This is a genomic window from Mesorhizobium sp. M0491 (genome assembly GCF_040321265.1).
GTDB lineage: Bacteria > Pseudomonadota > Alphaproteobacteria > Rhizobiales > Rhizobiaceae > Mesorhizobium.
This window is the reverse complement of sequence record NZ_JAMYRE010000006.1, coordinates 141,073-158,451: the sequence shown is the minus strand read 5'-3', so window position 1 is coordinate 158,451 and position 17,379 is coordinate 141,073. Positions and strand designations below refer to the sequence as shown.

Sequence of the window (17,379 nt, the reverse complement as noted above, 5' to 3'; positions counted from 1 at the left end):
TTCGCCCTCGGCGAACGAACTGGCTGGAAGGAGCGACAGATGACGCCGGCACTGAGCCGCACGGCGCGGATCCGGGCACTCGCGCAGCATGATGTTGCCGAAGCACAAAGCGCGCTGGCGGCATTGCTGGGCGACCTGTTCGCGATGACCCCCCGCAATGTGCGCATCAACTTCGACAAGTACAGCCTCAATTCGTTGAACGGCTTCTTCGAGGACGATGGCAAGGCCTACTTCTTCAAGTTCCATCAGGAGGAGCGGGAAGAGGCGATGACGGGCGAGTATTACCGCGCCGAGATTCTGTCGCGCGCCGGCCTGCCGGTCGACCAACCCGTGCATATGTCTGCCCAACCAGGCGAGCAGATCCTTGTCTATCGCCGCCGCACGGATCCAAGATTTTCGGATGTGCTGTTCGCGCTGGATGGGCAGGACGATGCCTGCAAGCGGCAAGAAGCCGTTCTTGCCGAGCGCGACCTGTCGGCCAGGCTGCTCAAGGTCTATCTCGAGACGCTGCATCCCGTCACTGTCGAGGACGTGGCGGCGGAGCCGATCCACAGGCTGTTTCATGAGCGGCTGATCGATGCCGAGACACGCTTGTCACCAGGCGGAAGGCTGGCCGATTTCTATGTCGGCAAGCCGTTCGTCTTTCCCGGTGCCGAGCTGGATTGGGATCGGTTTTCCCGGCTGAAATTCGTCATCAACGACCAGCAGTACACCGACAGCATCGGTGAGCTTTTCGATGCCGCGGCTGTGCGCTTACGGCCCGACCGCCTTGCCGATGCCGGCGGCGTGGTCGCGCATGGCGACGCCCACAACGCCAATGTCTGGTACACGGCGAAGGCGGGGAGGGCGGAGCTGTCCTTCTTCGATCCCGCCTTTGCCGGCTCGCACATCCCGACGCTGCTGGCCGAGGTGAAGGCGACGTCCACAACATCTTCGCCCACCCGTTCTGGCTCTATGATCCGGCGACCGCGACAGAGGCTTTTCGCGCCCAGGCGCGGCTGGACGGAAATCTGCTCCATGTCGACACGGACTGGGACCTGAGCCTCGTCCGCCGCGACCTGCTGGAGGTCAAGGCGACAGCGCTGTGGCGGCCATTGCTGCTGGAGCTCAAACGGCGCGGCATGCTGCCGGCCGATTGGCGCGCGGTGCTGCGAGCCGGTCTTTTCCTGTCGCCGACGCTGGTTATGAACCTGCGGGCTGGCGCGCGCAGCCACACGCCGGTCTCCTCCCTCATTGCCTTCTCAGTCGCGGTCATGGTCGGCAGCGAACCCGTTGCCGGAGCCGATCGGGTGACAGGTTTCCTCGACCGGATCGATCCGGCCAAGGTGGGAAATTTAGTCTTTCCAACTTGTATATGCATGTATGTATTTTAGCCTTGACATCCGCTCCCGCTGACGCTGAAATATCCTCGCACTTCACCATGAAGTGGCAGGTAAGACGCCGAGGCACAGTGCCGCAAGAGCAGAAACCCGCAGTCTCACCAGACCGGCTACCTCAGCTAGAAAAAGCGGTCTGATCATCAAGGGGAACAAAGATGATGCGTAACCTAACAGGACAGTTTCGCGCGCTCGTGATGGCCGCCGCCATCGGACTCGCCGCCGCCCCGGCAGCCTACGCGGCCGATGCGGCCATTCCCACCACGCCCGAGGCAGGAGCGTTCAAGATCGGCATCGAGCCCTGGCTCGGCTATGGCCAGTGGCATGTCGCCGAGGCCAAGGGTCTGTTCAAGACAAACGGGCTGAGCGACGTCCAGATCGTCAACTTCGCCGAGGACAAGGACATCAATGCAGCACTTGCAAGCGGCCAGCTCGACGCCGCCAACATCGCCACCCACACGGCGATGGGCATGGTTGCGGCCGGCCTGCCGGTGAAGATCGTGCTGCTGCTCGACGTCTCCATGACCGCCGACGCCATCATCGCCGGCAAGGACGTCACCTCCATCGCGGACCTTAAGGGCAAGCAGGTCGCCTTCGAGGAAGGCACGACGAGCGACATCCTGCTCAAATACGCGCTCGCCAGGAACGGCATGTCGATCGACGATGTGAAGCCGGTCCCGATGCCGGCGTCCGATGCCGGCAGCGCCTTGATCGCCGGTCAGGTGCCGGTCGCGGTGACTTATGAACCGTACCTCACCGTCGCCATGGCGCAGAACAAGGACCTCAAGCTTCTGTTCACCGCCGGCGAGGATCCCGGCCTGATCAGCGACGTGCTGGTGGTGCGTGACGAGGTGATCAAGTCGCGGCCCGGCCAGGTGCTGGCCATGATCAAGAGCTGGGACGCAGCGCTCAAGGACTACAATGCTGATACGCCCGGCGGCCGCGCCATCATCGCCAAGGCTGTCGGTTCGGACGTCAAGGACCTCAACACCGCCTTTGACGGCGTGCGCTACTACTCGCTGGCCGAAAACAAGACGGCGCTCACCGGCGACTTCACCACCAAGACCTTCGCCGATGTCGAAGCCGCCGCCAAGAACGCCAAGCTGCTGCAGGCCGATGTGACGCCGGAGCAGATGATCGACCCGTCCTTCGTCAAGGCGGCGGAATGATCAAGGCCGGATCGCGGTGGTGACACAGATGCCCGGGGAGCGACCGGCGCCAGGACCGATCGCGAAACAGGCGAGGCGCCGCCGATCCTCCGGGATCGGCGTGCCCATCGCCAGGTCGCGCTTTCTGATCATCGCGGTGGCCGTGTTCGTTGGGCTGGGCCTTGCCTGGTGGGCGGCGACCGGACTGGGGTTGGTAAAGCCGATCTTCCTGCCTTCGCCGGGCAGCGTCGCGACGCAGATCGCCAAGCTCGCTGCCGACGGCACGTTGTGGCTGGACCTCAAAGCCTCGATGTATCGCATCTCCATCGGCTTCCTCATCGCCTCGGTACTGTCGATACCGATCGGCGTTCTGATTGGCAGTTTCCGTTCTTGGGAAGCGGCCATCGAGCCGCTGGTTGATTTCATCCGCTACATGCCGGTCGTCGCTTTCGTGCCGCTCTCCATTCTTTGGGCCGGCACCGGAGATTCGCAGAAGTTCCTGATCATCTTCATCGGCACCTTCTTCCAGCAGGTCCTTATGATCATGGACAACGTCAAACGGGTTCCCACCGATTTCATCGGCCTTGGGCGCACACTCGGCCTGCCGGATCGCAAGATCCTGACGCGCATCGTCGTCCCCAGCGCCTTGCCGGGTATCTGGGATACGCTGCGCATCAGCCTGGGCTGGGCATGGACCTGGCTGGTGCTGGCCGAACTTGTCGCCGCGACTTCGGGGCTCGGCTATCGCATCACCGTGTCGCAGCGCTATTTCCAGACCAACACGATCATCGGCTACATCCTGCTGCTTGGCCTGCTTGGCCTCATCACCGACCAGGTGATGAAGGCGCTGGAGAAGGTGCTGTTCAAGCAAGAGGGCCGCTCGCAATGAGGTCCAGCCGATGAGTTTCCCCAAATTGCGGATCGCCGGCCTCCGCAAGAGCTTCGGCACGGGCGAACGGCGCACGGAAGTGCTGCGCGATATCAACCTCGATCTTGCCGACAACGAGTTTGTGTCCCTGGTCGGTACGTCGGGCTGCGGCAAGAGCACGCTGCTGTCGATCGTTGCCGGACTGCAGGACTTCGACGCGGGCGATCTCAGCATCGACGGCGCGCCGATCCTGCAGCCGGGTCTCGACCGTGGCGTCGTCTTCCAGTCCTACACGCTGCTTCCCTGGCTGACGGCGCGGCAGAACATCGAGTTTGCCCTCAAGGCCGCCGGCTACGATCGCCCGACCTGCCGCAGGATCGCGCTGGAGCATCTCGAACTCGTCAAGCTGTCCGACAGCGCCGACCGCTACCCGGCCGAACTCTCGGGCGGCATGAAACAGCGCGTCGCCATTGCGCGCGCGCTTTCCTACCGGCCCAAGATGCTGTTGATGGACGAGCCCTTCGGCGCGCTCGATGCCTTGACCCGGCACCAGATGCAGGAACTGCTCACCCAGATCTGGGAGGAACACAGGTTGACCGTCCTGTTTGTCACCCATGATGTGGAGGAGGCCGTCTATCTGTCGGACCGCATCGTCGTCATGGGCATCGGCCCGGGCCGCATCACCCAGACCTTCAACGTCGATATCGAGCGCCCGCGCCGCGAAGAGGTGATGGAAAGCCCTGCATTCATGGATCTGCAGCGCGGCGTGCACAAGGCCATCCGCGAGGGTTCAAAACGCCCCGAAATGGCGTAGGCGCTTGTGGTAGGCCCAATCATGCCGGACGAGGCTAGCACCCGGCGATACGCAAACGACGGCCGGACAGCATGCAAGCCGCCTGTCCGGCCGGAACTCCAACTGCTACGCAGGTATCAGGACGGCGATACGATGCACGCCGACCTCTTTGCTTGTATTCGTCGCCTCGTCGGTCTTGCCCTTGGCGCAGGTGTACATGTCACCCGTCTTGAGCTTGAATTCCTTGTCTGCCTTCTTGATGGTGAACGCGCCTGAAGTGATGGTGCATACCATGTCGTTGTCCATCATCATCGCGGAAGCGTGCGCTCCGGGCTGAAACACCACATCGACGATCGCGATGCTCTTGTAAGCGGCGATGTCGGAGTCGCCGGTGCCGACCTCCACCACCCTTACACCGGGCGCAATCTCCTTGCCTTCCTTCGGGCCGTATTTCTTGACCTTCGCGGATGCCGCCAGGGTGAACAGAGGCGTAATCGCGGCGGCCGTCACACCGAGAGCAATTGCAGACCTGCGATTTATGGTTTTCATTGCATCCTCCCATTGGTTGGTCACGCACGAAGGTGCATGGCCATTGTATATTAGCACAAACTCATGTCCTTGTATGCGAAATGGCGCAAAAGCAGGACACGAGGCCGTGCGAAGGACCGGAACATCATGGCGAGCCAGGTTCGGGCAGGGCAATCCGACATATCGGCAGACATCGCGGTTGCCTTTCAGTCCGTCGCGTAGACGGTGGGCGCCTTGCCGTCCTTGGTGAAGGCGTAGACGATGAACGGGCCGGCCTTCTCGCCACCCATGCCGGGAGCGCCGGTCGGCATGCCGGCTAGCGTGATGCCGGTGATGGCGGGCCGCTCCGTCAGCAGTTTCTTGACGATATCGACCGGCACCAAGCCATCGACGACATAGCCGTCGACCATCAGCGTGTGGCAGCCTTCGAGGTCGGCCGGCACGCCGGCATCGCTGCTGATCTGGGACAGGTTGTTGACCGGCTTGATGTCGACCTTGAAGCCGTTGTGTTCCAGATAGTTGGCATAGGATTCGCAGCAGCTGCATTGCGGGTTCTTGTACATCACCGCGTTGATGGTCGCCGCGACAGCTGGCAGCGGCATGGCGATCGCGACCGCTAAGGCGGCGAGGGAGTAAGTCAGTTTCATCGCAGTTCTCCTTGTTGTCTTGACGTTGTTTGACGAGAAAATCAGGTCACTCGAAACACCGTCATGAGGCCGGCCATCTGGTGGTCGGCGACATGGCAGTGCAGCATCCAGTCGCCTGGATTGTCGGCGACGAAAGCGCATTCGATCGTGTCCTTGGGGGCGAGCAGCACCGTGTCCTGCCATTGCCGGTGCGTCACCGGCGAACCGTTGCGCGCAAGCACCAGCATGCTGAAGCCGTGGATGTGCATCGGGTGCCACCAGGCGGTTTCGTTGCGCATGGTGAGATGACAGGTTGCGCCGCGCGGCAAGGTGAACTGCGGCGCCATGCCGGCGTGGCCGTCACCGGTCATCGACATGCCGTTGATCGCCCAGGCCGCGCCACCCTTCATGCCGGGTGTCGCCATGCCCATCATGCCGCCGACGCCGGCGAGCTTGCCGCCACCCATCATGCCGCCCTGCAGGACGATCTCCTGACGTTCGGCGCTTGCGAGATCGGGTTGCTGCAACGGGTTGCGCGGCAGGCCAAGCGGCGTGTCGAGAGGATGGGTCCGAAGCGGCGATGCGCTGTCATAGGCAAGCGTGGTCAGCGTATAGGCGAGACCGTCATAGAAGTCGTCGATCACCGCGTAACGCTTGCCCGGGTCGCCCTGCGTGTCGATCATGACATCGATGCGCATGGCGGGTGCCAGAACAAGACGGCCGTCATCCGGTTCGTGCGGATCACAGGGCTGGCCGTCGATCGCCACGACGACCGGGCGGTGGCCTTCGAAGCGCAACGCCATGATGCGGGCGAGCGAGGCATTGGCCAGCCGCAGCCTGACGCGTTCGCCCGCCCTTGCGCTCTGGTCGGCCGGCGCCGTGCCGTTGATGGTGACGACGTTGCCGACGCGGCCGGACATCGCCGCGTCCATCGCGCTGCCGAAGCCGAGGGCCATCTGCCCGTCGTCGGCAAGCCGCCAGTCCTGCAGCAACCACAGGAGGTCGCGGTCGACGGCGACAGGTTCGGTCTCCTCGACAACGAGGACGCCGGCCAGCCCGCGGCCGAGCTGCACGAGGCTGTTGGCATGCGGATGGTACCAGAAGGTGCCGGCGTCGGGCGGCGTGAATTCATAGACGCAATCTGTCCCCGGCTTGATCGGCGGCTGTGTCAGGCCGGGCACGCCGTCCATGGCGTTTTGCAGGCGGATGCCATGCCAGTGGACTGTCGTGTCCTCGTTCAATCCGTTCTCGACGACGATACGGGCGGGCTGGCCTTGGCGTAAGCGCAGCACCGGGCCTGGGACCGTCCCATCATAGGTCCAGACAGGCGTAAGCGGACCGCTAGCGCCGGTGAACATGGCCTGGCCCGGCGCCATCCTTATGCGGCGCTCATCGACGGCGGATGCCATCGACGATACGGGGCGCACTACGGTGGCCGCCGCAACGCCCGCCGCCGCGAGGACAAACCTGCGGCGTGAAATGGAATGACTGAAATCGATACTCACTCTCAAGCCCTTTGCGATCTCGATCGACGGCGAGCCTCTCGACGTCGAGTTGCCGTGTGCTCGCCGGCGCAAAGCGCCAGCGGTAATCAAACGCCAGAAGTCAGCCGCGAGGCGGCTGAAACTGCGTCAGACGAGATCGGTGGATTTGGGAGGGAATGGGTCGGGCAAGGAACTTCGCCCATGAAGGAACGGGGTCGGCAGTGCCGACGGCAGCGATGCCCGGGTCAAAGTCATCGCCGCGAACTCGAGCGGCAACACCGCGAGCACCGGTGCGACGCAGGTCGGCGGACAATGCATCGATTTGCCACTGTCGGCGGCGCCCTTGAGGCACGCGCTACAATCGCCATTCATGGCGGTGTCGGCCATCCTGGCCATGCCGGTGCCGGCAGGCATGCCGCTGCCAGTCGTCATCATCATCTTCGCCGACATGACGCTCGCCTGAGCGGCAGACAGGCTGAACCCGGCGGTCAGGAATACCGCGAGCAGCATGACAAGAATATGTTTTGGCGACCGGCGTGCCATCATCCGTCTAGGCTGGCCTCAAAAGATGGCTTTTGCAAGCTGGATTCCAATGCTGCGACAATCCCGGCATCGCATCGCGCCTGCCGCTAAAACCGAACTGCCGCGGGCCTTCGGGCTGCTGTTGAGCCGCTCAAAAACCCTGGCTGTGCCGCCAGCAGGCGATCCGGTGGCCGTGCGCGACCTCGTTAGCGGGCGACTCTGCCTTTCTGCAGTCGGGCAGGACCAGCGGGCAGCGGTCGGCGAAGGAGCATCCCGTGTTCGGGATGCCGGTGGCCTCTGTCTCGACCGAAGCGGAAAGCTTTGGCGCGGCCTCATCGGAAGATGCCGCCAGAAGCAGTGCGGTGTAGGGGTGGTTCGGGCCGCGAAAGATCTGGTCGGATGAGCCTGTCTCGACCAAGCGGCCGCGATAGAGCACGCCAATTCTGTCGGCCATGTAGCGCACCACCCTGAGGTCGTGGCTGATGAACAGATAGGTGGTGTCCTTGTCGCGCTGCAGGTCGTTGAGCAGGTTGAGCACTGTCGCCTGGACCGAGACGTCGAGTGCGGAGGTGGGTTCGTCGAGCACGACGACCTTCGGCACGCCGGCGAAGGCGCGCGCGATCGCCGCCCGTTGCCGTTGTCCGCCGGAAAGCGACCGCGATTTCTGCTCGGCCGTGGCGCCGGCGAGGCGGACCGATTGCAGCAGGTCGCTGACGCGCGCTCTCACCTCACTGCCGCGCAGCCCGGCGAGCCGCCGCAACGGGCGGCCAAGGATCCTGCCGATCCGCTGGCGCGGGTTGAGCGTGCGATCCGGCGACTGGAAGACCATCTGCACGTCGCGGCGTTCGGCAAGGTTTCTCTTCTCGACGCGCGGCGCGACCGTTCTGCCGAACAGCTCGACCGATCCGGCGCTGGGCGTCTGCAGGCCGGTGACGATGCGTGCCAGGGTCGACTTGCCGGAACCGGACTCGCCGATCAGCCCGAAGGTTTCGCCTTGGCCGATGTCGAGATCGATGCCGTGCAGCACTGGCTGGCTGCCGAAGGCATGACTGATGCCTTTGCAGGCGATCGCGATCCGGCGTTCTTTTGGCAAGCCGGCGTCTTCGCCTTGGGCTGTGGGGTGCGCTGGCATGCCGTCCGTCTCCGCCAGTCTTCCGTCCCGCTTGGTGTAGTTGAGCGCCGGGATCGAGGCGATGAGCGCCTTTGTGTAGGCATGAGAGGGGTTGTCGAATACATCGCCGACGGCGCCGCTCTCGACCACCGTGCCCTCCTGCATTACCGCCACACGGTCGCAGGAGCAGCGGATCATATGGATGTCGTGGCTGATCAGCAGGATGCTGGTTTTGTGATCCTTGCGAAGGTCATGCAGGATGGCGATGATCTCGGACTGGACGCTGGCATCGAGCGCCGTCGTTGGCTCGTCCAGCACCAGCAGCGACGGATCGAGCGCAATCGCAATGGCGATGTTGGCGCGCTGCTGCATGCCACCGGACAATTCGTGCGGATAGAGATCCAGCACACGCTCCGGATGGCTGACGCGGACCCGTCCGAGCAGTTCCGCGGCACGCTCGCGCGCCTCGTCGGGGCGAACCGGGCGGTGCCGCATGATCGTTTCGGTGATCTGCCGGCCGATCGTCATGCTCGGATTGAGGGCCGCGCCCGGATGCTGGTAGACGGCGGCGATGTGATTTCCCCGGAGCTGGCGCAGCTGCTCGGCGGAGAGGTCGCGGATTTCCCGGCCCTGGAATTCGAGCGCTGACACCGCCATGCGGGCATTCTTCGGCAGATAGCGCAGGATGGCGAGCGCCACCGAGCTTTTCCCAGATCCCGACTCGCCGACCAGGCCGAGCGCTTCGCCTTCGCCTATATGCAGCGACACGCCGCTGACGGCGGGATGCGATCCCTTGTGCCCGTCATAGGCGATGGACAGCTGGTCGACGTTCAGAACCGAGGAGGACATGGGGACTTGAAACCACTTTCTTCGCGGGCTGCGATCGAGGGCAATCGCTTCCGCTTTCGCAACGCATTATCTCTATAAAATTACTCGGATTAAGCCGGAGCGCAATCTACCTTTCTCGGATCAGCAGAGATTGTCGCCGCCTGCCGAAGCAGCGCGACGGTCTCCGGAGCAGATCTGGAAGGAGGCCGGCATGGCTCGAGACCACATGATCCTCAGCGCATTCTTCTTCAACCCGCAGGGCGATCATCGAATGTCGTGGCGCCATCCGCGGGCACCGGGCCGGGAAGTGCTGGACTTCGAGTTCTACCGCGATCTCGTGCAGGCGGCCGAGCGCGCCAGGATCGACACCATCTTCGTCGCCGACCACGTGTCGATCTGGGATTCGGTCAAGAGCGGCGTTGCCCACTATGCCAATGCCCGCCTCGAACCGCTGACGCTGTTGTCGGCGCTAGCCGGCGTGACCAAGCATATCGGCCTGATCACCACGGCGTCGAGCTCCTACAGCGAGCCCTACAATGTGGCGCGCATGTTCGCGTCGCTCGACCATATCAGCAAGGGCAGGGCGTCTTGGAACGTCGTCACCTCGGCTATGGACGAGGAGGCGCGCAATTTCGGCCGCGACGGCAATATCGAACATGCATTCCGCTATGAGCGCGCGGCCGAATTCCTCGATATCGTCAAAGCGCTGTGGGACAGTTGGGAAGACGAGGCGCTGCTGATCGACAAGGCGTCGGGCTATTTCGCCGATCCCGACAAGGTCCACCCCATCGACCATAAGGGCAAGCATTTCAAGGTGCGCGGGCCGCTCAACGTCTCGCGGCCGCCGCAAGGTCATCCGCTGATCGTCCAGGCCGGATCCTCCGAAGACGGCAAGAACTTCGCCACCGCCCAGGCCGATGCGCACTTCGCCATCTACAGCACCAAGGAGGATGGCATCAAATACCGTCAGGATATCAACGAGCGGCTGGCCCGCCACGGCAGGCGGCCGGAGAGCTTCAAGATCCTGCCCGGCATCCTGCCTGTTGTCGCCGCCTCCGAGGCGGAAGGCCGGGAAAAGCAGGAATATCTGCAGACCTTGCTTCCCGATCAGGTCGGCATCGACCTTCTGTCCAGCTGGAGCGGGTTGGACCTGTCGCTGTTCCCGCCGGACGGGCCATTGCCGCCTCTGCCGGACGAGAGCACGTTCAATGGCGGACGCACGTCGCTCAACCGGGTCAAGCAGTGGGCGAAGCAGAATCTCAGCCTGCGCGAGATCGCCCGCAAGCTTGCCAACAGCGGTTCGGTGCCGACCGTCGCCGGCACGCCGGTACAGATCGCCGACCAATTGCAGGACTGGTTCGTTTCGGGTGCCGCCGATGGCTTCAACCTGATGTTCCCGCTGCTGCCCGAGGACTGGGTGAATTTCGCCGAACAGGTGGTTCCGGAGCTGCAGCGGCGCGGCGTATTCCCCCTCGAATACGCGCCGGGAACGTTGCGCGACCGCTTCGGCCTGGCGCGACCAGCCAATCGCTTCGCCGAACAGCGCGACAATGCGCGCGCGGTGTCCTGACGTCAGGCCGGGAGAACGATCATGACCGTTGCACCAAGATTGCAGCCCCGCGAAGCCACCGCGCCGCAGCTCGTCAATGTCCTGCACAGCCCCAAGCGCGTGCGTGTCAAATTCGGCGGCCGCACCATCGCCGACAGCCGCAACGTGCTGGTGTTGCGCTCCAACCATTTCCTGCCGATCTATTTCTTCCCGCCGTCAGCGGTCGACCCGTCGGTGCTGAGACCCTCATTGCATCGCGAACCGCATCCGGTCGGTGGCGAGACAGCCTATTGGGATATTGATACCGGTGACAGGCGCAGCGCCAACGCGGCCTGGGCGTTCGTTTCGCCGCCGGATGAAAACCTGTCGCCGCTGGCTGGCCGCATCGCCTTCACCTGGAAGGCCGTCGACCAGTGGTTCGAGGAGGATGAAGAAGTCTTCGTCCACGCTCGAGACCCGTATGCGCGCATCGATGTGCTGCAGAGCTCCAGCCATGTGCAAATCTGGTTCGACGGCGAGCCAATCGCCGACAGCCACCGTCCGGTTCTGCTGTTCGAGACGCATCTGCCGACGCGTTTCTATCTGCCGGCGGAAGACATCCGGCTGGAGCGGCTGACGGCGTCCGTCACAACGACGCGATGTCCTTACAAGGGCATCGCCTCCTACTGGTCCGGCCTGCTGAGCGACGGAACGGTGCGCCCGGACATCGCCTGGAGCTACCGGGATCCGATAGAGGAAATGCCGAAGATCAAAGGGCTCATCGCCTTCTATCCGCAGGCCGTCGACCGCATCCATCTCGACGGCGAACCCGTCGCATAGCTTTTCAATCTTCATTTCAGAGCAGGGGTTTAACATGACCAAACGCAGAGATATCGACGCAGTTCGCAACCTGTCGGGGGACATCTGGAATGTCGCCGTCGACGAATATCAGGGCGGCTTTCTCAAGCGCCGCGATCTCCTGAAATACGCCGCACTGCTCGGCCTGACCGGCTTTGCCGCCTCGCAGGGGCTTGGAGGCGCACGCGCCGCGACTGCTGCCGGCGGCACGGTTCGCGTCGGGCTCGGCCAACCGACCAAGGCGATCGATCCGGTTTCGGTGACCGATCCGGCCAGCATCGGGGTGATCAGCCAGGTCGGCGAGTATCTGATCCTCGACGATCCGAAGGATGGTCTGCAGCCGAAGCTCGCTCTGTCCTGGGAGGCAAACGAGACGGCCAGTCGCTGGACCTTCAAATTGCGGCCAGGGGTGAAATTCCACGATGGTCGCGCGGTCACCGCTAGGGATGTTGTGGCGAGCTTCGAGCGGCTGGTCGATCCGGCCAGCGGCTCGTCGGCCCTGTCGGCCTACAAGGGCATCCTGTCCAAGGGCGGCGCCAAGCTGGTCGACGACGAAACCGTCGCCTTCGATCTCGACGGCCCAAACAGCAACTTCCCCTTCTATGTCTCCTCAGACGTCTACAATGCCGTGATCCTGCCGGCCGACTATGCCGGCGATTTCGAGAAGAATTTCAACGGCACGGGTCCGTTCAAGCTGGAATCCTTCCGTCCCAAGCAAGGCGCCAGCTTCGTGCGCAATGAGGACTACTGGGGCGACAAGGCGCTGCCCGACCGGGTCGAGATCAAGTTTTTCGACGACGAGCAGGCGCAGGTGCTGGCGCTGCAGGCCGGCCAGCTCGACGTCATCCCGAGCACGACGCGCCTGGAACTCGCGATCGAAGGCAATCCCAACTTCAAGCTGCTCAGCGTGCAGGCAAGCTCGCATGACCAGGTGCATCTCAGAACCGACCAGGCTCCGTTCACCGACAAGCGGGTCCGCCGCGCGCTGGCGCTCACGCTCGATCGCGAGGCGATCGTCAAGGGCCTGCTGAAGGGCCGCGCCATCGTCGGCAACGACACCCCGTTCGCGCCGATCTTCCCATCGGCCGATCCATCGGTGCCGCAGCGCAAGCAAGACATTGCCGAGGCCAAGCGCCTGCTTGGCGAGGCGGGCGTGCCCAACGGCTTCGAGGTGACGCTGACCACCGAACGCGCCTATGACATTCCCGACTATGCGGTGATCATCCAGAACTTCGCCAGGAAGGCCGGCATCGACATCAAGCTCAATGTCCTGCCGCAGGACGCCTATTACGGCTCGGCGACCTTCGGCAGCTCACCATGGCTGGATTCGGTGCTCGGCATCACCGACTACGGCCATCGCGGCACTCCCGACATCTTCCTCAACGCCACGCTGAAGAGTTCGGGAGCCTGGAACGCGGCGCATTTCAACAACCCGGCCTATGATGCGCTGCTGCTCGATTACTCGAAGGCGCGTGATCTGCAGGCACAGCGCCTCGTTGCCGGCAAGATCCAGACCTTGCTGCTCGACGAAACGCCGGCGATCATCAGCTACTTCTCGCAATACAGCCGAATCGTCAGCTCCAAGGTCGAGGGCGTGCGCTTCACGGCGATCTCGCATCTGCTGCTCGACCGCGTTTCCTTCGTCCAGGCATGATCGAGACATGCTGACGGGCCGCACTTTGTCAACGCGTGTGGGCACACTTGTCCTCACGCTGTGGCTGGTCAGCATCCTGGTGTTCTTCGCCGGGCAGGTCCTGCCCGGCGATGTCGGCCGCGTGATGCTCGGTCCGTTTGCCGACGCGCAGGCGGTGGCGGAACTGAACAAGCGGCTCGGCGCCGACCAGCCGATTCTCGTCCAGTACTGGCTATGGTTCAGCAAGGCCGTGACCGGTGACTTCGGCACCTCGTTGTCTATGCGCGGGCCGGTGGCGCCGTTCGTGCTCGAAAGCCTCAAGCGCTCTGCTGCCCTTGCCGGCATTATTCTGATTTTTCTCGTGCCGCTTGGTGTAGGGGCCGGCGTCATCGCGGGTCTCAATGCCGGCCGCCTGATCGACCGGCTGATCGTGATGGCGGGCGTTTCCTTCGGCATCGTGCCTGATTTCGTTTCCGGGCTGATGCTCCTTATCCTCTTCGGCCTGTGGCTGAACTGGTTCCCGATCTCCGGCGTTGCGCCCGATGGCGCGGGCTTCTGGACGCATGGCTATTATCTGATCCTGCCGGCGCTGCCGCTGGTGCTGAACCTTGCCGGCTACATCGCCCGGATGACGCGGGCAGGGGTGATCGAGGCAATGGCCGCCGACTATACGCGCACCGCCGTCCTGAAAGGGCTGGAGCGGCGCGAGATCATCTTTCGGCACGTGCTGCGCAACGCGCTGACGCCGACCATCGCGGTGCTGGCGACGCAGACCGGCTACATGCTTGGCGGGCTGGTGGTGATCGAGGCGCTGTTCGGCATCCAGGGGCTTGGCAATCTGGTTCTGAATGCGGCCAAGGCACGCGATTTCCCGATGCTCGAGGCCGGCGTGCTGGTGATGGCGGCAATCTTCGTGCTGTCGGCGGCGGCCGGCGACCTCGTGCTGGCGCTGCTCGATCCGCGGCAACGCCGCCGGACCTCGCCATGACGGATCTGGCGGAGTTTCCCGCACCACGGCGCGCGGTGGCCGGCTTTCCGGCAGTGCGCAGGATCCGCAGTGTTTTCTCCGGACTGGCCCCGTCGGTCGTGGTCGGATCGCTGCTGCTTCTGTTCTGGGTCGTTTGCGCACTGTTCGGCAACCTCTTCGTTCCCTACGATCCCTATGCCGAGGATTTTCTGGCGATGCTGACGCCGCCCGATGCGCTGCACTGGTTCGGCACCGATCATCTCGGCCGCGACGTGCTGTCCCGCATAGTCGTCGGATCGCGCGATATCCTGCTGGTTGCGCCGCTGGCGACGCTGGCCGGCGTTGCCGCCGGCAGCATCATCGGTCTGGTGCTCGGCTATTTCGACGGCCTGGTCGATGCCATCGGCGCGCGGCTGCTCGATACGCTGATGGCGTTTCCGTTCATTGTTCTCGTCACCATGACGCTGGTGGCGATCGGCCCGTCGAACCTGACCGTCATCCTGGTGATCGGCATCGCCTACGCGCCGCTGGTGGCTCGCACCGTCCGCGCCGCCGTGCGCGAGCAGAAGGAGCGCGACTATGTCAGCGCTGCGCGGCTTGGCGGCGAGGGCCCGCTCGCCATCATGTTTCTGGAGATACTGCCCAACATCAGGGAAACGATCTTGATCGAGCTGGTCACAAGGCTGGGCTACGCGTTCTTTTCGATCGCGACGCTGAGCTTTCTCGGCCTCGGCATCCAGCCGCCATCGGCCGACTGGGGACTGGCCGTCGCCGACGGCTACGGCTTCCTGACCGGCGGCAAATGGTGGGTCGTCGTCTTCAATTCCGCGGCAATCGTCTCATTGGTCATGGCGACCAACCTTATCGCACAAGGCATCGGCGCCTTCGAAAACAGCGATGCATGAGCCTTGATCGGGTGCGTCGAAAAATCTCTTTGGCATTGAAGCCTGACGCGCATCCTTATATCGCATGGCTATGAAGAAAATCGGTTTCCTGTCGTTCGGGCACTGGACGCCCTCGTCGCAATCGCAAGTGCGCTCGGCATCGGACGCGCTTTTGCAATCCATCGACCTCGCCGTCGCCGCCGAACAGCTTGGCGCGGATGGGGCGTATTTCCGCGTGCATCATTTCGCCCGCCAACTCGCTTCGCCGTTCCCGCTGCTGGCCGCCGTTGGCGCCAAGACCAGCCGCATCGAGATTGGCACTGCAGTAATCGACATGCGCTATGAGAATCCGCTCTACATGGCGGAAGATGCCGGTGCCGCCGACATCATCGCCGGCGGCCGCCTGCAGCTTGGCATCAGCCGTGGCTCGCCCGAGCAGGTGATCGATGGCTGGCGCCATTTTGGCTACGCGCCACCGGAAGGCAAAAGCGACGCCGACATGGCGCGGCATCATGCCGAGGTATTCCTCGAGACGCTGCGGGGCGAGGGGTTCGCCCAGCCCAATCCGCGGCCGATGTTCCCCAATCCGCCCGGCCTCTTGCGCCTCGAGCCGCATTCGGAGGGTTTGCGCGAGCGGATCTGGTGGGGTGCGGCTACCAACGCCACGTCGGAATGGGCGGCCAAGCTCGGCATGAACCTGCAGAGCTCGACGCTCAAATTCGACGAGAGCGGCAAGCCGTTCCACATCCAGCAGGCCGAGCAGATCCGCATCTATCGCGAGGCCTGGAAGGCGGCCGGCCACAAGCGCGAGCCGCGCGTCTCGGTCAGCCGCAGCATCTTCGCGCTGGTCGACGATCACGACCGTGCCTATTTCGGCCGCGGCAACGAAAGCCGCGACCAGATCGGCTTCATCGAGGAGAACACCAAGGCGATCTTCGGGCGCAGCTATGCGGCTGAGCCGGATGTGCTGATCAAGGAATTGGCGCAGGACGAGGCGATCGCCGAGGCCGACACGCTGCTGCTCACCGTTCCGAACCAGCTCGGCGTCGACTATAATGCGCATGTCATCGAGGCGATCCTGACCCATGTCGCGCCGGCTCTGGGCTGGCGCTGACGCCGGATCGATCGAAGCGGAGTGCTCCAAGGGAGGTACACCATGCCAAAGAAGGCCTTGATCGCCTGGGGCGGCTGGGAGGGCCATACGCCGGAGCAGAGCGCGAAGATCGTTCGCACCTTGCTTGAGCGAAACGGCTTCGACGTCACGTTGGGCGAGGGCACGGCGATGTTCGCCGATCCGGAGCTGTCGTCATTCGATCTCATCGTGCCCGTCATCACCATGTCGACGATCGAGAAGACCGAACTGCAGAACCTGACGCATGCGGTTCTCGGGGGGAGCGGACTCGGCGGTTTCCACGGGACGATGGGCGACAGTTTCCGCAACGAGCCCGACTATCAGTTCATGACCGGCGGTCAATGGGTCGCGCATCCCGGCAACATCATCGACTATCACGTCGCCATCACCCGGCCGGACGATCCGATCACAAAAGGTATCAGCGATTTCGCCTACCGGTCGGAGCAATATTACATGCATGTCGACCCAAGCAACGAGGTGCTGGCGACCACCACCTTCACCGACGCGCATTTTCCGGGGATAGGCGGCGTCGTCATGCCGGTCGTCTGGAAACGGCGCTATGGGGCGGGGAAGGTTTTCTACAGTTCCCTTGGTCACACGGCGGATGAGTTCGCGGTGCCGGAAATGGCGCTGATGGTGGAGCGGGGTTTGCTTTGGGCGGCGCGGGGGTAGCAGCAGGCACGTTTTCGTGAAAACCTGGGTTGAATTCACAGGGCATCCATGGAGATATCAAATGAGTGATTTCGAGTGGTCCGGATCCGAAAAGAAGCTCGCGCGCCATGCCTTCGATACCGCTCTTGAGGCGGCGCTCGCAAAGACGATGGCCGACTTCAAAAGCAAGGCGAGTGCGGTGACGCAGCCCTCCGAGATGTGGGAGCTCGAAGGCTATTTGCGTGAACAGCGACGGGAAATCGATCGCACGTTCGACTATCGCTATTCGCAGCTTCTCTTCGTGTTCGCGCAGCTTATTCGAGCAGGATATCTCGATGAAAAGCTGCTTGGCGGTCTGTCGCAAGACAAGCGGGATGTCATTCAGCGGGACCTGGCCTATGTCGAGAGTCGCTTTGCAAGTGGATGACGAGGGGAACGGCGC

Annotated in this window: 16 protein-coding genes and 1 pseudogene; 12 read left to right on the top strand and 5 right to left on the bottom strand. The window is 63.4% G+C overall.

The genetic code is table 11. The features are described 5' to 3' along the window. Nucleotides 1–39 precede the first annotated feature (39 nt). The 4 genes and pseudogenes from NKI69_RS09735 (at nt 40) to NKI69_RS09720 (ending at nt 4,206) form a co-directional block, all read left to right on the top strand. Nucleotides 40–1,373, top strand: a pseudogene (locus NKI69_RS09735) (hypothetical protein). 164 nt (nt 1,374–1,537) lie between these two features. Next, complete coding sequence (locus tag NKI69_RS09730) at nt 1,538–2,545, top strand: ABC transporter substrate-binding protein (protein WP_031212560.1); 1,008 nt, start codon at nt 1,538–1,540, stop codon at nt 2,543–2,545. Between the two features lie 100 nt (nt 2,546–2,645). Then, nucleotides 2,646–3,413, top strand: coding sequence for an ABC transporter permease (locus NKI69_RS09725; RefSeq protein WP_031212557.1), 768 nt, complete (start codon nt 2,646–2,648; stop codon nt 3,411–3,413). Between the two features lie 10 nt (nt 3,414–3,423). Continuing rightward, nucleotides 3,424–4,206: an ABC transporter ATP-binding protein gene (locus NKI69_RS09720; protein WP_023809389.1), complete on the top strand. Its 783-nt coding sequence runs from the start codon at nt 3,424–3,426 to the stop codon at nt 4,204–4,206. Between the two features lie 105 nt (nt 4,207–4,311). Here the strand turns inward: NKI69_RS09720 and NKI69_RS09715 are convergent, their stop codons facing one another. From NKI69_RS09715 to NKI69_RS09695, 5 genes are all read right to left on the bottom strand, one after another. Then, the gene (locus tag NKI69_RS09715; RefSeq protein WP_245273084.1) at nt 4,312–4,758 is read right to left on the bottom strand and encodes a hypothetical protein; all 447 of its coding nucleotides are present in this window, start codon (nt 4,756–4,758) and stop codon (nt 4,312–4,314) included. A gap of 161 nt (nt 4,759–4,919) precedes the next feature. Further along, nucleotides 4,920–5,360, bottom strand: a complete 441-nt coding sequence (locus NKI69_RS09710; RefSeq protein ID WP_023809387.1) for a DUF411 domain-containing protein — start codon at nt 5,358–5,360, stop codon at nt 4,920–4,922. Between the two features lie 41 nt (nt 5,361–5,401). Continuing rightward, complete coding sequence (locus tag NKI69_RS09705; protein WP_245273082.1) at nt 5,402–6,748, bottom strand: multicopper oxidase family protein; 1,347 nt, start codon at nt 6,746–6,748, stop codon at nt 5,402–5,404. 222 nt (nt 6,749–6,970) lie between these two features. After that, nucleotides 6,971–7,333, bottom strand: coding sequence for a hypothetical protein (locus tag NKI69_RS09700; RefSeq protein WP_245273081.1), 363 nt, complete (start codon nt 7,331–7,333; stop codon nt 6,971–6,973). Nucleotides 7,334–7,496: 163 nt separating this feature from the next. Then, a complete protein-coding gene (locus NKI69_RS09695) occupies nt 7,497–9,305 on the bottom strand; it encodes a dipeptide ABC transporter ATP-binding protein (RefSeq protein ID WP_352441998.1) in 1,809 nt (602 codons plus the stop codon). Nucleotides 9,306–9,495: 190 nt separating this feature from the next. On the opposite strand from NKI69_RS09695, the gene NKI69_RS09690 reads away from it, so the two are divergent. The 8 genes from NKI69_RS09690 (at nt 9,496) to frp (ending at nt 17,364) form a co-directional block, all read left to right on the top strand. Next, the gene (locus NKI69_RS09690) at nt 9,496–10,854 is read left to right on the top strand and encodes an LLM class flavin-dependent oxidoreductase (RefSeq protein WP_023809383.1); all 1,359 of its coding nucleotides are present in this window, start codon (nt 9,496–9,498) and stop codon (nt 10,852–10,854) included. A 21-nt stretch (nt 10,855–10,875) separates the two neighbouring features. Next, nucleotides 10,876–11,652 carry a DUF427 domain-containing protein gene (locus NKI69_RS09685; RefSeq protein WP_023809382.1) on the top strand — a complete coding sequence of 259 codons (777 nt, stop codon included), beginning with the start codon at nt 10,876–10,878 and terminating at the stop codon, nt 11,650–11,652. Between the two features lie 34 nt (nt 11,653–11,686). Further along, the gene (locus NKI69_RS09680) at nt 11,687–13,324 is read left to right on the top strand and encodes an ABC transporter substrate-binding protein (protein WP_023809381.1); all 1,638 of its coding nucleotides are present in this window, start codon (nt 11,687–11,689) and stop codon (nt 13,322–13,324) included. Nucleotides 13,325–13,331: 7 nt separating this feature from the next. Further along, nucleotides 13,332–14,291 (top strand): ABC transporter permease, encoded by a 960-nt coding sequence (locus tag NKI69_RS09675; protein WP_023809380.1) that lies wholly within the window; start codon nt 13,332–13,334, stop codon nt 14,289–14,291. Continuing rightward, entirely contained in the window at nt 14,288–15,175 is an 888-nt protein-coding gene (locus tag NKI69_RS09670; RefSeq protein ID WP_023809379.1) for an ABC transporter permease, read from the top strand. The genes NKI69_RS09675 and NKI69_RS09670 overlap by 4 nt, the downstream gene beginning before the upstream one ends. 70 nt (nt 15,176–15,245) lie before the next feature. Next, nucleotides 15,246–16,268 (top strand): LLM class flavin-dependent oxidoreductase, encoded by a 1,023-nt coding sequence (locus NKI69_RS09665; protein ID WP_023809378.1) that lies wholly within the window; start codon nt 15,246–15,248, stop codon nt 16,266–16,268. Nucleotides 16,269–16,310: 42 nt separating this feature from the next. Further along, nucleotides 16,311–16,958 (top strand): ThuA domain-containing protein, encoded by a 648-nt coding sequence (locus tag NKI69_RS09660; RefSeq protein WP_023809377.1) that lies wholly within the window; start codon nt 16,311–16,313, stop codon nt 16,956–16,958. A gap of 61 nt (nt 16,959–17,019) precedes the next feature. After that, nucleotides 17,020–17,364, top strand: a complete 345-nt coding sequence (frp, locus tag NKI69_RS09655) for a fluorescence recovery protein (protein WP_023809376.1) — start codon at nt 17,020–17,022, stop codon at nt 17,362–17,364. Nucleotides 17,365–17,379: the final 15 nt, after the last annotated feature.

Coding starts and splice junctions, on each gene's coding strand:
- NKI69_RS09710 (WP_023809387.1), bottom strand. CDS start 5,360: ATGAAACTGACTTACTCCCTCGCCGCCTTAGCGGTCGCGATCGCCATG.
- NKI69_RS09660 (WP_023809377.1), top strand. CDS start 16,311: ATGCCAAAGAAGGCCTTGATCGCCTGGGGCGGCTGGGAGGGCCATACG.
- NKI69_RS09695 (WP_352441998.1), bottom strand. CDS start 9,305: ATGTCCTCCTCGGTTCTGAACGTCGACCAGCTGTCCATCGCCTATGAC.
- NKI69_RS09665 (WP_023809378.1), top strand. CDS start 15,246: ATGAAGAAAATCGGTTTCCTGTCGTTCGGGCACTGGACGCCCTCGTCG.
- NKI69_RS09690 (WP_023809383.1), top strand. CDS start 9,496: ATGGCTCGAGACCACATGATCCTCAGCGCATTCTTCTTCAACCCGCAG.
- NKI69_RS09670 (WP_023809379.1), top strand. CDS start 14,288: ATGACGGATCTGGCGGAGTTTCCCGCACCACGGCGCGCGGTGGCCGGC.
- NKI69_RS09720 (WP_023809389.1), top strand. CDS start 3,424: ATGAGTTTCCCCAAATTGCGGATCGCCGGCCTCCGCAAGAGCTTCGGC.
- NKI69_RS09685 (WP_023809382.1), top strand. CDS start 10,876: ATGACCGTTGCACCAAGATTGCAGCCCCGCGAAGCCACCGCGCCGCAG.
- NKI69_RS09705 (WP_245273082.1), bottom strand. CDS start 6,748: ATGGCATCCGCCGTCGATGAGCGCCGCATAAGGATGGCGCCGGGCCAG.
- frp (WP_023809376.1), top strand. CDS start 17,020: ATGAGTGATTTCGAGTGGTCCGGATCCGAAAAGAAGCTCGCGCGCCAT.
- NKI69_RS09680 (WP_023809381.1), top strand. CDS start 11,687: ATGACCAAACGCAGAGATATCGACGCAGTTCGCAACCTGTCGGGGGAC.
- NKI69_RS09700 (WP_245273081.1), bottom strand. CDS start 7,333: ATGCTGCTCGCGGTATTCCTGACCGCCGGGTTCAGCCTGTCTGCCGCT.
- NKI69_RS09675 (WP_023809380.1), top strand. CDS start 13,332: ATGCTGACGGGCCGCACTTTGTCAACGCGTGTGGGCACACTTGTCCTC.
- NKI69_RS09730 (WP_031212560.1), top strand. CDS start 1,538: ATGCGTAACCTAACAGGACAGTTTCGCGCGCTCGTGATGGCCGCCGCC.